Origin of the sequence: Sphingobacterium sp. UBA7625, assembly GCF_002484085.1 — a bacterium.
GTDB lineage: Bacteria > Bacteroidota > Bacteroidia > Sphingobacteriales > Sphingobacteriaceae > Sphingobacterium > Sphingobacterium athyrii.
In genome coordinates, this window is record NZ_DLJD01000031.1 from 172,749 (window position 1) to 193,649 (window position 20,901).

The 20,901-nt window shown below is 42.9% G+C and carries 15 protein-coding genes and 2 tRNA genes; 6 read left to right on the forward strand and 11 right to left on the reverse strand.

What is annotated here, in order from left to right:
- The first annotated feature begins 48 nt into the window (after positions 1-48).
- From B4G94_RS14970 to B4G94_RS14985, 4 genes are all read left to right on the forward strand, one after another.
- Positions 49-288, forward strand: a complete 240-nt coding sequence (locus tag B4G94_RS14970) for a FeoA family protein (RefSeq protein WP_165305813.1) — start codon at positions 49-51, stop codon at positions 286-288.
- Entirely contained in the window at positions 288-2,390 is a 2,103-nt protein-coding gene (feoB, locus tag B4G94_RS14975) for a ferrous iron transport protein B (RefSeq protein WP_286859838.1), read from the forward strand. The genes B4G94_RS14970 and feoB overlap by 1 nt, the downstream gene beginning before the upstream one ends.
- Positions 2,391-2,449: 59 nt before the next feature.
- Positions 2,450-2,614, forward strand: a complete 165-nt coding sequence (locus tag B4G94_RS14980) for a FeoB-associated Cys-rich membrane protein (protein ID WP_108637056.1) — start codon at positions 2,450-2,452, stop codon at positions 2,612-2,614.
- A 374-nt stretch (positions 2,615-2,988) separates the two neighbouring features.
- Positions 2,989-4,413, forward strand: a complete 1,425-nt coding sequence (locus tag B4G94_RS14985; RefSeq protein WP_286859839.1) for an amino acid permease — start codon at positions 2,989-2,991, stop codon at positions 4,411-4,413.
- Between the two features lie 214 nt (positions 4,414-4,627).
- Here B4G94_RS14985 and B4G94_RS14990 read toward each other — a convergent pair whose 3' ends face one another.
- From B4G94_RS14990 to mnmA, 4 genes are all read right to left on the reverse strand, one after another.
- Positions 4,628-5,170, reverse strand: a complete 543-nt coding sequence (locus B4G94_RS14990; RefSeq protein ID WP_286859840.1) for a GNAT family N-acetyltransferase — start codon at positions 5,168-5,170, stop codon at positions 4,628-4,630.
- Positions 5,171-5,222: 52 nt separating this feature from the next.
- Positions 5,223-6,287 (reverse strand): PA0069 family radical SAM protein, encoded by a 1,065-nt coding sequence (locus tag B4G94_RS14995; RefSeq protein WP_108637058.1) that lies wholly within the window; start codon positions 6,285-6,287, stop codon positions 5,223-5,225.
- Positions 6,288-6,346: 59 nt separating this feature from the next.
- Positions 6,347-7,417, reverse strand: a complete 1,071-nt coding sequence (locus B4G94_RS15000) for a S41 family peptidase (protein ID WP_286859841.1) — start codon at positions 7,415-7,417, stop codon at positions 6,347-6,349.
- Positions 7,418-7,786: 369 nt separating this feature from the next.
- The gene (gene mnmA, locus B4G94_RS15005) at positions 7,787-8,878 is read right to left on the reverse strand and encodes a tRNA 2-thiouridine(34) synthase MnmA (RefSeq protein ID WP_046672147.1); all 1,092 of its coding nucleotides are present in this window, start codon (positions 8,876-8,878) and stop codon (positions 7,787-7,789) included.
- 188 nt (positions 8,879-9,066) lie between these two features.
- Between mnmA and B4G94_RS15010 the strand changes: the two genes are divergently transcribed.
- Both B4G94_RS15010 and B4G94_RS15015 read left to right on the forward strand, forming a co-directional pair.
- Positions 9,067-9,139 (forward strand) — tRNA-Phe (locus tag B4G94_RS15010).
- 42 nt (positions 9,140-9,181) lie between these two features.
- A tRNA-Phe gene (locus tag B4G94_RS15015) sits at positions 9,182-9,254 on the forward strand.
- A 61-nt stretch (positions 9,255-9,315) separates the two neighbouring features.
- On the opposite strand, the gene B4G94_RS15020 is transcribed toward B4G94_RS15015, so the two are convergent.
- From B4G94_RS15020 to B4G94_RS15050, 7 genes are all read right to left on the reverse strand, one after another.
- The gene (locus tag B4G94_RS15020) at positions 9,316-11,424 is read right to left on the reverse strand and encodes a hypothetical protein (protein ID WP_286859842.1); all 2,109 of its coding nucleotides are present in this window, start codon (positions 11,422-11,424) and stop codon (positions 9,316-9,318) included.
- 25 nt (positions 11,425-11,449) lie between these two features.
- Positions 11,450-13,207 (reverse strand): RagB/SusD family nutrient uptake outer membrane protein, encoded by a 1,758-nt coding sequence (locus B4G94_RS15025; protein WP_286859843.1) that lies wholly within the window; start codon positions 13,205-13,207, stop codon positions 11,450-11,452.
- Between the two features lie 11 nt (positions 13,208-13,218).
- A complete protein-coding gene (locus tag B4G94_RS15030; protein ID WP_286859845.1) occupies positions 13,219-16,365 on the reverse strand; it encodes a SusC/RagA family TonB-linked outer membrane protein in 3,147 nt (1,048 codons plus the stop codon).
- Between the two features lie 188 nt (positions 16,366-16,553).
- Entirely contained in the window at positions 16,554-17,606 is a 1,053-nt protein-coding gene (locus B4G94_RS15035) for a hypothetical protein (protein ID WP_286859847.1), read from the reverse strand.
- The gene (locus B4G94_RS15040; RefSeq protein WP_286859848.1) at positions 17,603-18,625 is read right to left on the reverse strand and encodes a LacI family DNA-binding transcriptional regulator; all 1,023 of its coding nucleotides are present in this window, start codon (positions 18,623-18,625) and stop codon (positions 17,603-17,605) included. Before B4G94_RS15040 ends, B4G94_RS15035 begins: the two co-directional genes overlap by 4 nt.
- A 41-nt stretch (positions 18,626-18,666) precedes the next feature.
- On the reverse strand, positions 18,667-19,209 hold the full coding sequence (locus B4G94_RS15045; protein WP_286859850.1) for an RNA polymerase sigma factor: 543 nt from the start codon (positions 19,207-19,209) through the stop codon (positions 18,667-18,669).
- A gap of 11 nt (positions 19,210-19,220) precedes the next feature.
- Positions 19,221-20,885 (reverse strand): ribulokinase, encoded by a 1,665-nt coding sequence (locus tag B4G94_RS15050; protein ID WP_286859852.1) that lies wholly within the window; start codon positions 20,883-20,885, stop codon positions 19,221-19,223.
- Between the last annotated feature and the right edge of the window lie 16 nt (positions 20,886-20,901).

Consider the following 20,901-nt stretch of genomic DNA (forward strand, 5'->3'; position numbering starts at 1 on the left):
TAAATGGTAGAAAATCTGTATATTTGGAGGATACAAAAAAATAGGTAGATGCGTAATAAAAGTAGCTTAGATAAGCTAAAAAAAGGGGAAAAAGCGGTGATTATTGATTTTGATTCGCACGATATTCCAGCTAAATTTTTCGAATTAGGCTTTGTGCCCGGTACTGAAGTAGAAGTGAAACATATCGCACCGCTCGACGGTCCTATATGTTTAAATATTATTGCTAATAACGCCTTGATTGCCATTCGCAAATCAGAAGCTAAAGTCATCCTTATTGATCAGAAATAATGAATAACCCGATTATTGCACTTTTGGGTAATCCAAACGTGGGTAAAACTTCCCTTTTTAACCGGATTACAAAATTAAACCAGAAAGTAGGAAACTATCCCGGTATCACCGTAGAAAAACGTGAGGGCCAGGTGAAAGCCAACAATAAGACCTATCGCATCATTGACCTTCCGGGAACCTATACCTTGTTCCCCAGTTCAATGGATGAAGAAGTCGTCTTCAATACCCTGGTCAATAAAGAAAACAGCTTTAGACCAAATCTCGTTGTCGTCGTTGCCGAACCGACCAACCTGAAAAGATCCATCATCCTTTATCAGCAAGCGCGCGAACTCGGGCTGCCGGCCATCTTTGTGATCAATATGATCGATGAGGCCAAAGAAAAAGGAATCAGCATAGATATCGCAAAACTTGAACAGTTACTCAACACAAAAGTATACGAAACGAATGCACGCACTGGACAGGGCATCGATCAACTGATCAAAAGCTTTGATGCGGTACCACCGATGTATATCAGCAAATTCCAGTTGCCGACAATAGCAAATGAAGCATTGGAAGAAACCAAAAGGCTGTTTCCGTTGGATACAGAATACCATACCTGGCAATACTTGGCTAAAGGTGAAGTTTCGTTTCTCTCCAAAGAAAAAAACCAGGCTATTCAGCAAATTCGTGACAAACATCAGTTAAAAGCCGAGAAACTACAAAAAGAAGAAGCCATCCTACGGAGCAAATCCTTGGATCATAGCTTATCCGAAATTTATACCAAGGACGATGCATCCAACAAAAATAAGACAAATGCCATTGACAGGATATTACTTCATCCGATCTTCGGTTACCTGATTTTCTTTGGTATTCTTTTCCTGATTTTTCAGGCAATCTACACCTGGTCAGGACCAGCCATGGACTTTATTGATGGACTTTTTGGTGATCTTGCGGCTTATACGCAGACCACGCTTCCCGCAGGTCCACTCACGGATCTGTTAAGCAATGGTATTATCAAGGGTATTGGTGGTATCGTCATCTTTATTCCACAGATTGTTATTCTGTATATTTTCATTTCCATTATGGAAGAAACGGGCTATATGAGCCGTGTGGTTTTCCTGATGGATCGTTGGCTTAGACCTTTCGGGTTAAACGGAAAATCCGTTATCCCTTTAATCTCCGGTGTAGCCTGTGCGGTACCGGCCGTCATGTCGGCACGTAATATCGAAAATGCCAAGGAACGGTTAGTCACGATACTGGTCACACCGTTCATGACTTGTTCTGCCCGCCTCCCCATCTACATCGTATTGATCGGACTGGTAATCCCGGATACCAAATATGCTGGATTTCAATTGCAGGGTATGGTTTTATTTGTCATGTATCTCCTGGGAATATTTGCCGCATTGTTTTCAGCGATACTCTTGACCAAAATCATTAAATCCAAACACAAGTCTTTTTTAATATTTGAGCTTCCGACCTATAAGTCTCCGGACTGGAAAAATGTCGCTCTGAATGTGTGGGAGAAAACGGCAAGTTTTGTCTTCGGCGCCGGTAAGATTATCTTGGCGATTTCCGTTATCCTTTGGGCATTGGGCAGCTTTGGTCCAAATGACAAATTCGCCAAAGCGGAAGAATATGTGACACAAAGCAATCCTAACCTCACAGGCGAGGACCTCGACCATGAGATCTCTTCTTACCGACTGGAGCACTCCTTCCTTGGCTATCTTGGCATGGCAATTGAACCTGTAGTGGAGCCCCTGGGCTATGACTGGAAAATGGGAATCGGTTTGATCTCTTCATTTGCGGCAAGGGAAGTTTTTGTGGGAACAATGGCAACCGTGTATAGTCTTGGTGACGAAGTGGATATTGAAGATGAAGCTACGAAGACTACAGTATTAAGCAAAATGCGGAGCGAAATTAACCGTAACACGGGCTTACCGGCCTATAATTTTGCTTCAGGAATATCGCTGCTTTTATTCTATGCTTTTGCCATGCAATGTATGAGTACAATAGCAGCCGTGAAACGGGAAACCGGATCTTGGAAATGGACATTAATTCAAGTTGGTTTTATGACAGGCCTGGCTTATTTCAGTGCCTTGATTGCCTATCAGCTTTTAAAATAAATTAACGCGTTGTGCGAGTTCCATCATTTGGACGTTCACAACCTTAAAAATTAAAGATCATGGATAATTTAACAGTACAGTATCTCATCGTTGGAGTTTTGGTATTAGCGGCTGTATGGTATGTCGTTGGAAATGTCCGCAAATCACTGAAAGGTAAATCAAGTTGCTCCAAAGGTTGCGGATGCAGCTGCGGAACAGTGGAAAAACCTCAAAAAGCAAATTAATTTATCTTTTACTGTATCATTTGCAAACAAAATTTCGTTCTAAGGTAGAGTGGCCAAAAATCACACTAGCTACGAACAAAAGAAACGCTACCATTCTCATGGTAGCGTTTTGCATTAAATATCATATTCTTCAGCAACATAAATCAAAATTACTTACCGGTTTAATAAAAAGGGATGCCTAAGGTGCATAAAATACCTAAGGGTTTTATTAACTTTATGCGCTTAGGTCAAAATATCATGGTAACAACATGAATAATTTGTGGTACTTTGCAGCTAAGTTACTGTGCATCATGATTCCGCGTTGGACAGCAGCGATATAACCGTTGAAGACCAGACCGGCCAACACAAAATAAGTAACCGTATTAACCATACAGATGGAGAAACAGGATAACAAGGATTCGAAACAATTAAAAAGGGGACTACAAAATAGACATATTCAGCTGATCGCTCTCGGCGGTGCCATTGGAACAGGATTGTTTCTGGGAATCGGAAAGGCAGCGACACTGGCAGGACCGGCAGTGATACTCGGTTACGCATTTGCTGGAATAATTGCCTTTTTCATTATGCGCCAGTTGGGAGAAATGGTAGTTGAGGAACCCGTTTCGGGGAGCTTTAGTTACTTCGCCAATAAATACTGGGGATCTTTTGCCGGTTATGCTTCCGGCTGGAACTATTGGGTGCTTTATATTTTAGTGAGCATGGCCGAACTGACAGCCATCGGTGTGTATGTACAGTTCTGGTGGCCAGAAATCCCATTATGGGGATCGAGTTTATTTTTCTTCTTCGCTATCAATGCCCTGAACCTTGCTTCTGTAAAAATTTATGGTGAGACCGAATTTTGGTTTTCGATCATCAAGGTTGTGGCTATTATTGCCATGATTGTATTTGGTGTCTACCTCTTGGTCAGTGGCACCGGTGGCGAGCAGGCGAGCCTGAGTAACCTGACATCTCATGGTGGCTTCTTCCCGAAAGGCTGGTTTAACCAGACCGGAGACGGAAGTTATGAAGGATTGCTATCGGCCTTGGCACTGATCATGTTTTCCTTTGGCGGACTAGAATTGGTCGGTATCACCGCAGCGGAAGCCGAACACCCTGAAAAAAATATCCCAAAAGCCACCAATCAGGTCATCTATCGGATCCTAATCTTTTACGTCGGTGCGCTAATTATCCTATTTTCGCTCACCCCGTGGACAAATATCACAGCCGATACCAGCCCCTTTGTTCTGGTCTTTGACAAGCTCAATGGTTTTGAGTTTAGCCTATTTGGAAAAACATTCCAGTTCACAAAAATTATAGCCAACGCACTCAACCTGATTGTTCTTACTGCGGCCTTATCGGTGTATAACAGTAGTGTATATAGCAATAGCAGAATGCTCTACGGTCTCGCTGAGCAGGGTAACGCCCCTAAGTTTTTATCCAAACTCAACAAAAACCACGCACCTATCAATGCTATTCTGGTTTCGGCAGTATTTGCTGCGATCTGTGTTTTTATCAATTATGTCGCTCCAAAGAATGCATTGGAGATTCTGATGTCGCTGGTCGTATCTTCACTGATTATCAACTGGGTAATGATTTCAATTACACATTTGTATTTTAGAAAAAATAAACTCAATGTAGATGTTCAAACGAAGTTCCCTTCGTTTCTCTATCCATTGAGCAATTACATCTGTCTGATCTTTCTGATTGCTGTACTGGGCATTATGTGGATAACAGGCATGAAACTGCCGGTTGAACTGATTCCCGTATGGCTCGTATTATTATATCTCAGCTATGTATTGATCAAAAGAAAAAAATCTTAGTCTGCTGAACCTTGATCCTGTCAATAGCAAAGGGGGACTGATCAAAAGTTGTCTTTGACGATTTGCTGCCAAATAAAATCTTGACACTACATTCGATGTAATGAAAAAGGGCCAAAACTTACGAAGATTTTGGTCCTTTTTTATACAATTTCGATAATTAAAGCATGCATCCAAATTTAATTCTGATTTTATGATACGCCTGTTTTGTCAAAATTTAATTTTTGTAATCCTCTTTTAGAATAGCCAATTCATAATTATCACTCCAACCATCTTTTAATGGTAAAATTTTTCGTCTGTGAGCTTCTTTAATCATGCCGACTTTCTGCATTACCTTAAAGGAAGCTTTATTTCCCACTGCACAGCCACCTTCAATTCTGTGAAAATTAAGTTGGTTGAAACCAAATTCTATTATTCGTTTTAACGCCTCCGTTGCATAGCCTTTATTCCACATTTCTGGAACAAGCTTAAACCATACTTCCGAATTTTTATATTTCAACTTTACAACACTGATATTAATCAGTCCAATAAATTCCGCTCCTGCAATGGTTTCAATATAAAAAGTATAATCCTTTCTACCCTCGGATTCATTTTCTTGTTTTGACCAAGCTTTTACCATTTTTTCCGTATCCGCCATTCCATCCGGAAATCCGCTAGGATTAAACAATGCCGTTTCCGGACACATTAATAGGGAATGAATCTTTTCCAAATCTAATTTCTTTACTGTTCTCAACTTGAGCCGTTCTGATATAATTTCCATTTTTAAAATTACAAAATAGATTAGTTTTTATTTCTTAATTTGAAAAGAACAATTAAAACAATCCTAATTGCGTACCTGCATCCGGTAAGCGGAAAAGATCTTTTCGCAAGGAAGGCAAGGTGCCATTCCCCATATATTTTTTGACCGACAATTTAAACAGATGCTGCAGGCTCTCGGCCATATTGCCATCCCCTTTTATCCGTCGTCCGAAATCAGTGTCATTAATCTTTCCTCCATGACAAGCCTCGATCCAATGCAATACCTTTTCAGCACGATCCGGATAATTCTGATACAACCAATCTTTAAAGATGCCACCGATCTGTCCGTTAAGCCTTACGATGGTATAAGACGCTGTAATTGCTCCTGCGTCTGCTCCCGAACGGATCAAATCTGAAATCTCATCGCTATTGATTCCCGGAACGATGGGTGCCATCATCAGCATTACGGGTACACCTATCCCCGTCAATCCCTCGATTAGTTTTAACCGCGCTGACGCTGTAGCGGTCCTGGGTTCCATCTTCTGCCGTACCTCTTCACGTAGCGAATTAATGGTCACTGCAACGGATACCAGATTCAGTGCTGCAAGTTCGCGCAAGAGATCAAAATCTCTTCGCATCAATACATTCTTGCTGATAATGGAAACGGGATTTCTGTATTTAAGCATCAATTCTAAAAGCGAACGTGTGATCCCCAATTTTCTCTCAATAGGTTGGTAGCAATCCGTATTGCCGGATAACATAATCAAATCAGGCTGATAGCTCGACTTGCGAAACTCATGTTCCAGGAGCTGCGCCGCATTATGCTTGACCAGGATTTTGCGTTCAAAATCCAGTCCCGCACTAAAGCCCCAGTATTCATGCGAATTGCGGGCATAGCAGTAAATACAACCATGCTCGCAGCCCTGATAAGGATTTATAGACCTTTCAAAGCGCAGGTCCGGACTATTGGATTTGGAGATAATGGACTTTGGATGCGTCGGAATAAACTGTGTTTTTTCGGCCCCAAGAAATTCTTCGTCCAACCCCTCAATGTGCTCCTGCACATACTGATTGGAAAAAAATTTGTTATTGGGATTGATCTGTGCCCCCCTGCCCTTAAAATATTCTGACGGATTCATAATTTAAAATTACTAAAATTATTAGTAATATTCAAACTAAAAATAAGTGCTGGAATTTATCAGTTGACGCTATGAGGTAAATATTGACCCTCCATCCATTTAATCGCGGCTTTTATCTTTTCATCATCTTTCAATGATGGAAAATTATCTCCGCCTAAAATATGAATATCGGGAACAAATTTGTCCTTATAAACTTGGTTATTATTATCCTTGACATAGCCTGCAGAATACGTAAAGGAAACTCCGTCCGAAAGACGATGAAGATCTGTCATTGTAAGATAGCCAGCGGTAGGTTCACCTATAAATTTTGCATCTTTAATCTTTCTCAAGGCAACTGCTGTCTGTTCTCCGGCGCTACCTGTTATCGGCCCCGTAATCACAACAATCTTTTCCCCTTTAAAGGAACAGCTGTCCAGCGATGTACTTACCTGTTTTGTGTTGTTAATATAAATACTGCCATTAACTAGTCTTACTTGTTCTTCCTTAGAACCATTACTTGTTATGCTAAAAAGATTCCCATCGCCTAGCAAAGGTATTAAAGCGCCCAAGTCTATCCAGAGATTTCCTCCCATGCATAATCTTAAATCAACGATGAGGCCTTTTAGATCATAATTACTCAGCGAACATAGTGAATCCTGTAGCTGCTGCACCATTTGTGACACACGTGTTACTGCAATTAAACTATCCTTAGATTCCTCGACTGTGAGTTGTGAGGAAGGAAGTGCAAAATACCCATATTTATGATCAATAACAGCGGTTCGGAATGCATAATTTTCATTAAAAGCATATTGATATAAAATAGAGTCCGAAGTTGAGTGCTCATCATTTCGAGAAGATCTGACTGATTTTGTTTTAGTCATAAATATCCCATGCTTATCACCTAATTCAGTATACAATCTTCGAATTGCTGGAAGAGCCTGTTCGACAGGGTCCAGCACAGTGCGGTCTAGCGTTTCGGAAGTAGTTATCTTTATACGATTCCAATTCACGCGGTTTTTATAAATTGATTTTGCCTCTAAAACACGAATGACCGAATCCAATATCGTATTCTGCTGTCCAAAAACGCTAATTGTAGGACTGAAAATCATTAAGATTGCGAGTAAATATAGATTTCTTAAAATTGGCTTCATGGATTTAATAAGTCATTTCCTTACATCCAACGGATATATGTCCAAAAAACAATGATCTCAACGAAAAATACAATTTTATTTTCTACTGCACAAGTAAATATAGAAAATCCCCACACTCGTTAACATCTTCCCTGAGTTTAAAGTGCAAAAAATCGTTTATGGATAAAACTCGGCCACTTATCCATATTCCAGACATAAATAAGATGAGCTGCTTCAATTACGCGTTGCAGATATCTATGAAATAGTCCTTTATGAAAATAACTTAGCTCTGTTGTCTACCAGAGATTGGAGCGCACAAATAAAAATCCCTATACTGCATCTACAGTATAGGGATTAGAATTTTTAGGCCTAATTTCTTATCAGATCTTATTATTTCATCAAGAAACCACCCCCTAAGAGGTCGTTTCCTTCGTAGAATACGGCCGACTGTCCGGGCGCGATACCTTTTACATTATGCACGAAATCTATCCGCACTTTATCGCCCTCTTGCGAGATAGTCGACAAAGCACCTGAATCTTTATAACGTACTTTTGAAATAGCTTCCATCGGTTGGTCGAGACCCGCATATTTCACGAAGTTTACATTACGAACGTAAGCATGTGACTTTTCAAGTTCATGCTCCTCTCCCAATACCACTGTATTACTTTCAGGAAGAATTTCGATCACAAACATGGGTTTACCCAAAGCAATGCCCAAACCTTTACGTTGACCGATGGTAAAATACGGGTATCCAATATGTTTACCGACAACTGTTCCGTCTGAAAGGATGAAATTACCCGGACCGATCTGTTGATCCAATGTAGGCACTTTATGTCTCAGAAAAGCACGGTAATCGTTATCCGGCACAAAGCAGATTTCGTAGCTTTCTGATTTATTGGCGAGCTCTTTCTGTCCCATATCCAGGGCCATCTGACGGATTTCTTTTTTCGTGAAGGATCCCAATGGGAACTGTGTACGTGCTAGGTTTTCCTGCGATACTCCCCATAGGACGTAGGATTGATCCTTATTTTCATCCTTACCCTTTGATATCACATAACGGCCATTATCGTGCATACGGATATTGGCATAGTGGCCCGTAGCGATAAATTCACAATCCAGTTTATCGGCACGTTTCATCAAAGCTTCCCATTTAATGTGGGTATTACAAAGAACACAAGGATTGGGTGTACGCCCAGCAATATATTCCTCTACAAAATTATCAATTACAAAGTCTCCAAACTCATCGCGTATATCTAATATATAATGAGGGAAACCATAGTTTACGGCTAATGTACGAGCGTCATTGATACTGTCGAGGCTACAACATCCCGTCTCCTTAGATGAACCACCCGCGGACGCATAATCCCAAGTCTTCATCGTAATACCTATGACCTCATATCCTTGTTCGTGGAGCATGACAGAAGCAACGGAGCTATCGACCCCTCCACTCATTGCAACTAAAACTCTTCCTCTTTTACTCATCGCTATTTATTGAAATGCAAAGATACAGCTTATTCCTTTTCCTCTATGTTAGTTTCTTGTAATTTTATCTCGATCAAAATCAACACTTTCGAAAAAAGAGGAAAAATAATCCACATAAAAATTTTAGAATTCAAATTATCACACTATATTTGCATCGCAATAGGGGAACAAACCCATAGCAAAAAAGCGGTGCCATAGCTCAGCTGGTAGAGCAAAGGACTGAAAATCCTTGTGTCCCTGGTTCGAACCCAGGTGGCACCACGCTTCAATCTGATGATCACAGATTTAAATAAAAGGTCAACTGGTGCCATAGCTCAGCTGGTAGAGCAAAGGACTGAAAATCCTTGTGTCCCTGGTTCGAACCCAGGTGGCACCACAAAAAAAGCCTGTTCATATGAACAGGCTTTTTTTGTTTAACTGCCTTAATATCAGAGATTCTACAGCTTCTTCCCCGCTATGAAATCCCTCCCGTAGTGGTCCAATATCCGGTTATAGGCTTCTGCTGCAGCGCCATTGCCCCAATCGTAGATCGTAAACTCTCCTATGCCCAGACCTTTTGCATTTGTCTCCCCACCATGACCATAGTTTTCCATCATAAAGCCATAATCTTCCTTTCCAAAAAATGGCCAAGCCTCTTCCCATTGCGCTTTGGTATCGGGATTTTCAGGGCAGTACATCATGACAAAGGAAGCCCGTAGCGCAGCTAGTCCCCGCTGGAAATACTCTTTTTGCTTCAATTCCTTTCCATAACGAATAATCAATTCAGCAAACAAACTCTGCCGGGCATCATTCCACTCCCCGTCTGCGTTCATCACCCCAAATCCGCCCAATGCTTTTATTGGGATAAAATGGGGTTGCCAGGCGGCCTGTGTCATCAACAGCTCATCCAGCGTGCGCTGTCCTGTTTTGAGGTACTCTTTTGATTTTGTGACTTGATAACATTCCAATAAGGCTTCCGCAGTCCAAAACATGGAAAAATTGTTCTGCTTGTACATGTCGTTGCGCGACACCTTTTTCCCTACCCAATCTTCGGATCCGATACGTGAACAAGACCAATAGGTCTCGAAGTCTTCCCAACGCCCATCCGGGATTATCTCCCGCATAATCGCCTGCATTGCCTTTAGGGCTGCAAGCTTATATTCCTCCTTTTGCGTTATGCGGTATAGCATCAATAAAAAGGTAACGGACAGTGCACTCTCTGGAGATTCGTTTAGATGAGCGAGCGGTTTTAATGTTTCTACATCCAACCAGCCCGGAAAAAATCCATTCGCTGATTGAACTTCGAGCAGTGACTTCCCATAATCTTCGGCATAGGCGAGCAAACGGGGGTCTTTTTCGAGCTCGTTGTACCAGCGCAACATCAGCAGCGCTGTCCAACTCATATCAAGGATATGAAAGGGCGATTTACGGGCATCCCAGGTATAGGGATTTCGGTTTGAATTCCCCCAATAATAATGCGCCCAGCCTTTGCTGCGTAGGGATTTTTTAGTACCATCTCCGTCCGTAGTATCCTCCATTTCTGTTCCGATCAGGCCATAGAAAAACCCCTTCTTTTTGGGATAGGATAAGGCCAGCTCTTTGGTCAGATTCGCTTTATCCAAAAGGTCCTGATTTCCCGTTCGCTTTGCAAAACGATACAGGCCACTGGCAGACCGTAAAGAGCTAAACCAGGCCTGATTCCATATCGAACGAAATTCCCGTTCGGTGGTCTTTCCCGGATAGTTGGGGCTTTGTGTGGTATTGACTATAAAAGTTGGCGCCCCCACTTTTTTCCCGTTAATTTCAAAAGACTGCCACACCTGCTTGACCCAGGATTGAAATGCCCAGTGATAGCTATGCCTAACGTAGGTTTCCAAATCCCCGGAGATCGGTTCGCCCTGATCAAAAAGCCCCTCACCCCACTTTTTCCAGTAAAATGCCAATGGTCTTCGAAAAGGATTATCCGCGACCTCCCGGTCGTCAAACGATAGCACATAAAACGCAAATTCAAACTTTCCGCTGGCGTAGGTATTTCCTGATTTCCGCTTGAACAGGACATGTTCCGCGACTTGTGCCAGTGAACGTCCCAGTGTTAACTGATTTCTTTCCGCATCCATATCCATATACCAATCCCTGGCCAAGGTACGATTCAGTAGGTCAACATCAGGGATAATAACAAGTTGCTTGCGCTGATGAGCAAGCATCATCATCGGAGCCCTAAAGACGTGCTGGGCAATAATATGATCATCCGAAGGTGTCAAATGTGGCGCCCAATGGAAGTTGGGCTGAAATGCCGGCAAAATCCTGATCTGCCAATCAGCACAGTTCATATCTTGGGGCAGGTTTAACGAAACCTTGACTTTAACAACCTGACGTCCAATTTTTTCATAGCTCATCTCGGGCAGTTGTCCCCCGATACGATCCACCTCAATGGCTTTAATCAACGAACTTATTTTCCCTGGATCTGTATTCGCCCAGCACACAGCGTATGGACCACATACGATCAGCAGCATCCGTAGAAGACGACGAAGGAACAGCCTATTCTTGATCAATATCTTTATCATCACTTTTTAAAATCGTTATCATCATGGATTAATAGCCCGGATTTTGTGTGTAATTTCCTTTTGCCCAGTTAATCTGGGGCTGCGGGATCGGAAAATATTCATCACGCCCAGCCGTAAAACGTGCTGCTCCCATCCATTTAAACCTATTCTTTTCGACCGAAAAGTATGCATTCATTGTTTGCTCCAATATCCCCCAGCGTTGCAGATCAAAAAAACGACGGCCCTCTGCTGCCAGCTCAAGACGGTTTTCCCATTGCAATGCTTTCCAGGCAAAAGCTTTATCCCAAGTGCAATTGACACTGGGTTGATACGTTGCAATTTTGTAGTTGAGCACCGGCGAGCCATCCTTTTTCACCAACCGTGCAGTACTTTTTGCAGCGCGTTCGCGAATCTTGTTAATCAAGGGCAACGATTCATTCCAACGGTCCAACTGAATAAGCACTTCAGCTTTCCAGAGCAATACTTCATCGTAGCGGATCATTTTCTTGTTCATCGAGTTAAATTGCCAACCATCGTATAGCAAACATTTACAATCTGGTTGTGGCAGCTCCTTAATGGATTTCAGGTAGCCGTATTCAGCACCGTTTCGGATTCCTTTTGTTTCGAAAAGAAGATTTGGATTGTATTTCCAGGGCTGCCCCGGAGCAGCTACAGTATGGCTAAATCTTGGATCAAAACTGTTACCGCCAAAAAACACCGCATCCCCGTCCGCATAACTCCCATTATTATATGTATCGAATAGAGGAAGCCCATTTGTCCCCGTTTTAAATGCATTGGCCATCGTATAGCTGATCTGATGAAATCCGCAACATTGGAAACCACCCCATTGAAAAGGGTGATTTAGTCCCTCACTCCGATTGATCTTGCCACCGGTGGAACTTCCATCATCAATCGAATATTGAATCTCCCAAATGGATTCTTTTGTCTTATTATCAAAATTTATATCAAAATTTTCCGCGAAATCATTCTGTAGACCGACCTTTCCACCTTCTTGATCGGTCAATTTGTTCAGATAAGTCAATGCTTCACTTAGTCTTTCTTTATTGATATTGACGACAGTATGTTTATCATTCTGTTCATAAGCCATAAATAACAGTGTTCGGGCAACCATCGCTGTTGCCGCATTTTTATCAACACGTCCCTTTTCCTGCTGGGTAGCAGGCAATAATTGTTCGGCTTCTTTAAAATCAGCCAATATTCTATTCCATAGATACTGGTCATTGGGCTGGTCCTGCTCTCTATTGGGTACCGCTTCAAAATCTGCACTGGTACCAACTACTTTTTCATCAATATAGGGTATATATTTCCAGAATTGTTTTAGCCTAAAAAAGGTGAATGTCCGTATAAATTTCACCTCTCCGAGACGGGCATTCTTTTGCGGAAAGTCTTCCTCCTTAATCTGCTCCAATTTTTGTATCGCGGTATTACAGCGTTGGATAATCTGGTAAGATACATACCAGGGATAATCCAACGGCCATCCATTGGGATTGACACCGACAAAAATCTCCATATTATGCCAACCATCACCATCCCATGTTCCACCGCCGCCTTTATAGGAATCATCAGCCCGCATCGAACCCGACCACCAGGGTGCAAAAGGAGAATCAAAGGATGGAATATCGGTCATTCGCGCATAAGCAGCGGTCACAAATCCGTCCATATCCTCCGGCTTGACCAAAAAAGACTCATCCAGCACCTGTTTAGGAGCAATATCAAGGGAATCAGAACAACTTACGCCGGATAATAGCAAAAGCGCAAGGCATATCTTTATTTTATACGTTTTCATAGTATGAAAGTTTAAAAGGTTACGTTGATACCAAAGGTTAAAATCATCGGGGTCAGGTAGCCATAATCAGGCATTTCAGGATCAAAACTGGTATATCGGTCCCTGCCCCAGCTTTTTTTGAATGTCAACAGATTACGCCCGGAAAAATAAAACCTTAAATTATTCATTGCTATTTTTTTGGAAATCGCCTGCGGAAGCGTATAGCCAAGCTCGATATTCCGTAATTTTAAATAGGAACCGTCTTCGACAGTATAACTTGAGGGGCGCTGCTCGGCATTTAAAGTCGAATTGGAGATCGCCGGAATATCAGAGTCTGTATGATCAAAATACCAGCCATCCAAAATCCGTGTAGGGTGGTTCTTGTGTGCCGGTACATTGATGTTCCACAGATCAGACTCCAATTTCCATAGGTTGTTTACTTTATTGCCAAATACCCCCTGGAAGAAGATATTGAGGTCAAAATTGCGGTAACTCAAATCGAAGGTTACCCCACCGAAAAACTTGGGATCTTTGACACCGATATAGGCACGGTCATAAAACTCCTCGATCTTTCCGTTGCCGTCAATGTCTTTGTAACGAATCCGGCCGATCGCTTTGCCGGGTTGCTCCGCATGATTGTCGACTTCCTCCTGTGTGTTAAAAATACCATCTGCGACCATGCCGTACAAGATATTTGGCGTCCTTCCCAACACAAGGTCATTGACTCCGTTGCCAGGGTATTTATTGATGACATCTTTGGGCAGGCTAACAATTTTGGTCTTATAAGTGCCTAGATTTGCCGAGATGGAATACCGGCATGCGTTTTGTGGATTGTTGTGATAGCTGATATCCACTTCGATCCCACGGTTATTCATACTTGCGCCATTGATCCAGGGTTCGCCCCCCTCGCCCATAGCCGCAATGTATGGCGTCTGAACCAGGATATCCTTTGTTTTCTTAAAATAGTAGCCAAAGGAACCGGAAAGCCTACTGTCAAATAGGCTAAAATCCAGGGCCACGTCTGTTTGTGTTGTTGTCTCCCATTTCAGATTGGGGTTGCCCAGCCAGGTCCGTCGATACCCCGAATACAGTGGCCCCGTCTCATTTCCTTCGATCGGATAAGATGTACTAAAATAATCCGTTGTAAATGGTGTAGAGGTATACCCCCGTGGCAGTCCCTGTACACTTCCATTGGCTCCCCATCCTGCCCGTAGCTTTAGGTCAGATATAAATGTATAGTCTTTCATAAAGGGCTCATTGCTTATCCGCCAGCCAGCTGAAAAAGCCGGAAACATGGCAAATTTATTATTCGCCCCAAAAAGTGAGGATCCATCCCGGCGCAAAGTTGCCGAAAACAGGTATTTTTGGTTATACACGTAATTGGCTTTTGCGAAATACGAAAGGTAAACGTATTCATCCGCCGTACTTCCAAGTGAATACTTTGTCCCATTAGTTACGCCGATATGTGCAAAGTCGCGATCCTCCAGGTATATTCCTTCCCGTCGTGCCGAAAAACCTTCTTCGACAAAACGTGTATATTCCGTGCCCAGTACCGCATCTAGACTGTGCCTGTCATTCTGTAAGGTATAGGAAAGTGTATTTGTCCAAACATAACTCAGCGGATGAGATTGTGTATTCCCTACATAGTTTTCGTCATCACTATTCCGCCCACCTGTTTCAGACCATTTCTTCTCCACAGTCCTTCGATAGGCATTTCCATAGTCTACACCAAATTGGGAACGGGCGGAAATTCCTTTCCAGATATTGAGATCGACAAAGACATTACCGATCATCTTCACATAATTATTGACATTATCTTTGTTGTCGGTAAGTACACGCACAGGATTTGTGAAGTCGTCAAAGCCCGCGGCGCCGGCCCAGCCACCATAAATATCATGTACGGGAACAGCCGGCGGATTGATCAGTGCCCAACGCATCTCGTTGGCATCGCGGTAGCGCAGGTAGGAAATCGCGAAATTCTCCCCCACTTTTAGACGATTATTTATTAAATTGATCTCATTATTGGCACGCAGTGAAAACTGTCTAAAAAAGGTATGTATCTGTGTTCCCTGATTTTCAAAGTATCCCAATGAAAACATGCTTCTTGATTTTTCTGTACCACTGGAAACGGCTACCTGATGGTTTGTCATCAGGGCGAGCCGGAGTATTTCATCAAGCCAGTCCGTGTCGGCACTTTTCACCGTTTTTTCGGCATTGAGATACTCTGCTGGTTTGACAGCATCCAGCACCGCACGCCCCTCGGCATCCCTGTGCCAGGTAAAATCATAGGTTTTGGGCAACGTCATCGGCACCCCGTAAACTGCTTCATCGTAGGCGTAAGCCCTAAAGGTTGCCCTGCCGTATTGTTCTGCATTCATCAATGTAGGTTTGCGCACAATGTTGCTTATACCAACACTTCCATTGTAATCGACTTTTGTCTGTCCGATTTTACCCTTTTTTGTCTGGACGAGGATGACCCCACCAGAAGCCCGGGCACCATAAATACTTGCAGAAGCTGCATCCTTCAATACCTGAATAGATTCGATATCTGCAGCATTGATATCACGGAGATTAAGATTCTCGGTGGGCATACCATCCAACACAATGAGCGGCTTCACCCCTCCGGAAAGTGATGACAAACCCCTGATCTGTACGTTGACTCCTTCCGCCGGATTTCCGCCATTGGTGGTGATGTGCACACCGGCTAATTTTCCCTGCAGGGATTTCATTGCATTTGCCGATGGGTTCTTGGCAATATCACTTGCATTTGCGATCGCAACGGAACCTGTCAGATCTGCTTTTCGCTGTGTCATATAACCAACATACACCTCTGCAATCATATTGGTCTCATCCGTAAGGTCCACATCAATCCGATCATTCCCTCCCACCGGACGCTCCTCGGTCTTCTTTCCAGTATAAGAGAAAACAAGTATACTTTCTTTGGAGTCTACACGGATTTCGTATAGCCCATTTGCATTGGTGATAGTCCCACCTGTTTTTCCTTTTACCCTCACATTGACACCCGCTAGTACTGTATTCGTACCACTTTCCCTAACCTCGCCCCGAATGATCTTTTGTTGTAACAAGGCCGGAGATTGTATCGCTTTTGCCTGCAAGAAAAATGTACAGAACAGAAAGGCTATACAGAGCCTGTTCACTAAATTTAGGTAGCATTTCATAATCATTAATATTAGGTGTTATTAATCAGTTTATACTACGGCACAAAAATTTAATCGTTTAAGCTAAATATGCGTAATGCGATAGCAACTATAAACTAAATACGTTCGATCACGCGAAATCCTCTGCTCGGAAATTATTTTTTTTCTTTAATCAACCTATTCTATAGGAGGATTTATCGTTTCGTTGGTTACTGTTTGATATGCTCGATAAATGCTTCGGGCGAAAGCGGTGTAATTCCAAAAACGAAGGAATCTCCCGGCTTAAATGGTTCTTTCAATTCAAAATTTTCAATGGCGATACCTCCGGGTATAGCTTCTTTACTCGCCCAATACGTGAATCTTCCATTCAGCAGTCCGCTGAGCTGTTCACTGGGATTCTTTTTTATCCAATATTGGGTTGCCCTTTTACCTCGATACTTCCAATGTTGATGAGTCGCTGCAGTATAGCTAGTTTTGCGGTAGTCTATTTCATCTGGAGCTGCAATAAAATAGACACGTCCATTTTTATCCCGCAGCATGCGCTTTTGTGAAAAATGGGCATGCGGCGTAAAATGGATATCGTTGTAATCGGGCCAAAGTTCAAGCGAGGATTCCCTGCCGCCTCGAAAGAACAGGGTCCTTAGCCGGGCTTTGTTGCCCATTGTCGCAGTAGTGATAAAATAATCCAAGTCTTGAGAGCCGGGGTAAGTATAGGTCGCCAACTCAAATTCATAGGGTCTGGCGGCAAAAAAACGAAGCCGCACATATACATTGGCCCCATTGTCAAAGGATTCAGCAAAAATATACACAGTCAGCGTCTCGTCACCATCAATCTGCTCCACGATCCCCCGTGCGGGATATGCTCCATCCAGGGGCAAAAAAGCTGTCGCATGATCTGCACTCCAAAAATGCTTTCCACGTTTTCCGGGATGGATGCTGCTCATTTCAAGTTCAGAAAACCCACGTGTTTCCTCTCCCTTAGGGATAGGTTCAAAAGCAATAAAATTCATGACTTCTGGAAAAGCGTAATCCAGATATGGTGTATAAATCCGGATCAGTCCTCTTGGTCCGGGCAAGGGGTCCAGTCCTATCCTTATACCATTTGTATGTCCCCAAACTGGCATTGCGGGTTTCCCCTGCACAGGTTGCACCCATGTTCCCAAGGTATCCGGTGCCATCAGCTGTTGCCATGACCTCGAAGTTCCCTGGCCGTATAAGAGGCCCGTTACAAATAGGAATAAGAGAATCAATAGCTTTTTCATTTTTTTTTCTGGCAAGACTTGCGTTCAACGATTTCGACGTCCAACATGACTTGTTGTTCACTGGACGGTTTCCCTTGTAATTGTTCGAGCAATACCCTTACGGCTTCCTTTCCGATCATGGACAAGGGCTGCTTCACATAACTTATCGGACAATAAAATAGGTCATAGGATTCACTCTCGTCAAAACAAAAGACCGCTAAATCATCCGGAATGGTAATATGCAGTTCATTGATAATCTTTAGGCCCATAATAGATAAGGTATTTGTTGAAAATAGAATCGCCTCTACCCCATGATCTGGTTGCAATAGCTCGATAAATTTTTCCCGAAAATAAGTCGTGTTATTAAATTCCACTTCGCACACCAGACTACTGTCTTCGGATTTTCCCTGATCTACCAGCGCCTGTAGATACCCCCGATACCGATCCTCCGTATGTTGCAACTGGTTTTTATAACAAACATAGGCAACTTTGGTATGCCCCTGGTTCAGCAATGCCTGTGTTGCTTGATAAGTCGCATTAAAATTATCGACCACCACGTAACTAGTTTCCAAATCCTTAAAGTAACGGTCGATAAGCACAAAAGGAATATTCGCTGTTTTCAGATACTCCAATTGCGACGCTGTCCCTTCGGCCGGAGCAATTATAAACCCATCAATCTGTCGATTAACAAAGGTATCAATCAACCGTTGCGAGTTTTCCAGGTTCTCATCGGAACTTCCAAAAAGTACGCTATAACCATATTTTTTGGCTTCATCCTCAATCGCCCGAGCGAGATTCCCGAAAAAAGGATTGGAAATATCCGCAACCAATAACCCGATTGCCTGCGACTTACCGCTTTTCAAACTTTTCGCAATCTGGTTGGGTTGATAGTTCATTTCTTTTGCCATCTCCCGTATACGCTTTGCCGTGTCCTTATTTACCCTTGTCTGTTCGTCTTTATCATTCAATACATAAGACACCAATGCCGTAGAAACACCTACCGCCTCTGCGATATCCTTCAGTGAGATCTTCTTGCTCATATTATTTTTTTAAACTAAATGCTGTGATCATCATTAACAGGCTAATTCCAATGCACTTTAATAAACTGCATTGCTTTCACGATATGATCACTTATCGTGGATGGTGAAATATGCAATAGTTCGCTTACTTCTTCATAAGTTCTTCGCTCCAATTTGCACAGTTCAAATACCTGCCTTCTTCGCGGGGGTAATTTATTGATAATTCCTTCTAATTTAGAAAATTTGTCTTCATGGAATATACATTCCACATCTATTTGATCCACCGCATTCACAAAATCACGATAGATGAGGGTAAAACCATGCTCCCGTTTTTGCCTACGGTAGTGATCCATAATTAAATTCCGACCGATCTGAAACAGATAGCTCTTCAATGATTTTTCTGTTTTGATCGTATCCCGCAACTGCCAGGTCTTCAAAAAAACATCCTGAAGAATATCCTCTGCTGTCTCTTGAAAATTGAGCAGAAACATAAACTTTTTATACAAAGTCCCTTGATAAGTCGTATAGACCAGATTAAATGTATCATGATCCAGAACACCCTGCAGCCCACCCGTGCGGACCTGTTTTTGCGCTATTGTTTCCATGCTAAAAGACATTAAGTCAACACTTTGTTGTCACGATCATTTTGCACAGCGCCATACCGTAAATACTGTGCATACCGATGATCAAAATGCGCCTTATATTCAGACCTAGGCTGTACAATTTCCTTATCTCCCTTTCCCATACGGGCTGCCGCTTCTTCGATCGTGTCGTAACTGTTACTAACGACCGCGGCAAACATACAAGCGCCCAACGCACAGACCTGTTCTGTAGCAGCGATATGTATCGGGCGATTTAAGATATCAGCCATCATCTGCATGGCGAAGGGAGATTTACTGGCTATTCCGCCGATTGCATTGATCCCTTCCACTCTTATCCCTTCACTTTCGATACGTTCCATAATCGCCCGCGAACCGAAACAAGTAGCCTCGACCAAAGCGCTAAAAATAGCAGGTGCTGTTGTGCCTAAGGAGAGCCCCCCGATCAGACCTTTCAACCTCGGTGCAGCATCTGGCGTTCTCCGGCCATTAAACCAATCCAAGGCAAAAGGGGCGTCAATATAAAGTGGTAATTGTGCTGCCGAACGATTGAGTTCCTTCAGCAGCTCATCTTCCAGATGTTCATAGACTGCACTGAAATCAGCAGAAGTATTTAATTTTGCCGGCCATAGCAACAAATCTTTAAACCAGGAAAATACATCTCCAAAAGCTGACTGCCCAGCTTCAAGTCCCACCATACCAGGGATGATGGAATCTTCTACCTGACCACAGATTCCCTCCACAAAGACATCTTTCATCTCCGCTTTGGGCACGACCATCATATCGCAGGTCGATGTGCCGATGACTTTGCTGATATAATAAGGCTTTATTTCTCCACCTACAGCCCCTACATGTGCATCGATGGACCCAATACCGATCTGTACATCGGTAGAAAGCCCCAGTCGCTCAGCCCATGCTGCGCAAAGGTATCCCGCGGATTCAGTAGCCGTATATACGCTATCCCCAAATCGTTCGGCATAGGTACCCAACATCGGATCGATCTCATTAAAAAACTCCGTATCGGGTAAGCCGCCAAAAGCGGGTGACCAAAGTGCTTTATGTCCTGCCGCACATACATTCCGCTTCATCTGATTTGCATCATTGCCACCTACCAACAAAAAAGGCATCCAGTCACTGTGTTCTACCCAGGTATAACAAGCTTCCCTAACGGCTGGATCAACACGAAGTACATGTAATAATTTTGCCCAGTACCACTCCGAAGAATAGATTCCACCGACATATCGCAAGTAACCTCGGTGATCTTTTTTTCCGACCACATTGATTTCCGCCGCTTCATGGATAGCTGTATGATCCTTCCAAAGCACAAACATTGCATTGGGATTCTCCTTAAAAGTATCAAGAAGAGCCAGGGCCGTCCCCTGTTCATCAACAGCTACGGGTGTCGATCCCGTCATTGCCATAGATAAGGCGCCGATGCTTTGTCTAACTTCCGGATCCACCGTCTGTAGACAGCTTTTAACCGCTGAGGTCAACCCTTCTATATAATCCGATGGATGTTGACGAAATTGACTGCTGCCGGCATCACAGTACAAACCTTTATGCCACCGTTCATATAAACAAACCGATGAAGAAAGTATCTTTCCAGTGACTGTATCCATCAGCATAGCCCTGACAGAATCCGTCCCAAAATCCACTCCAATAACATATTTATTCTTACTCATATTCCTGTTCTCCTTA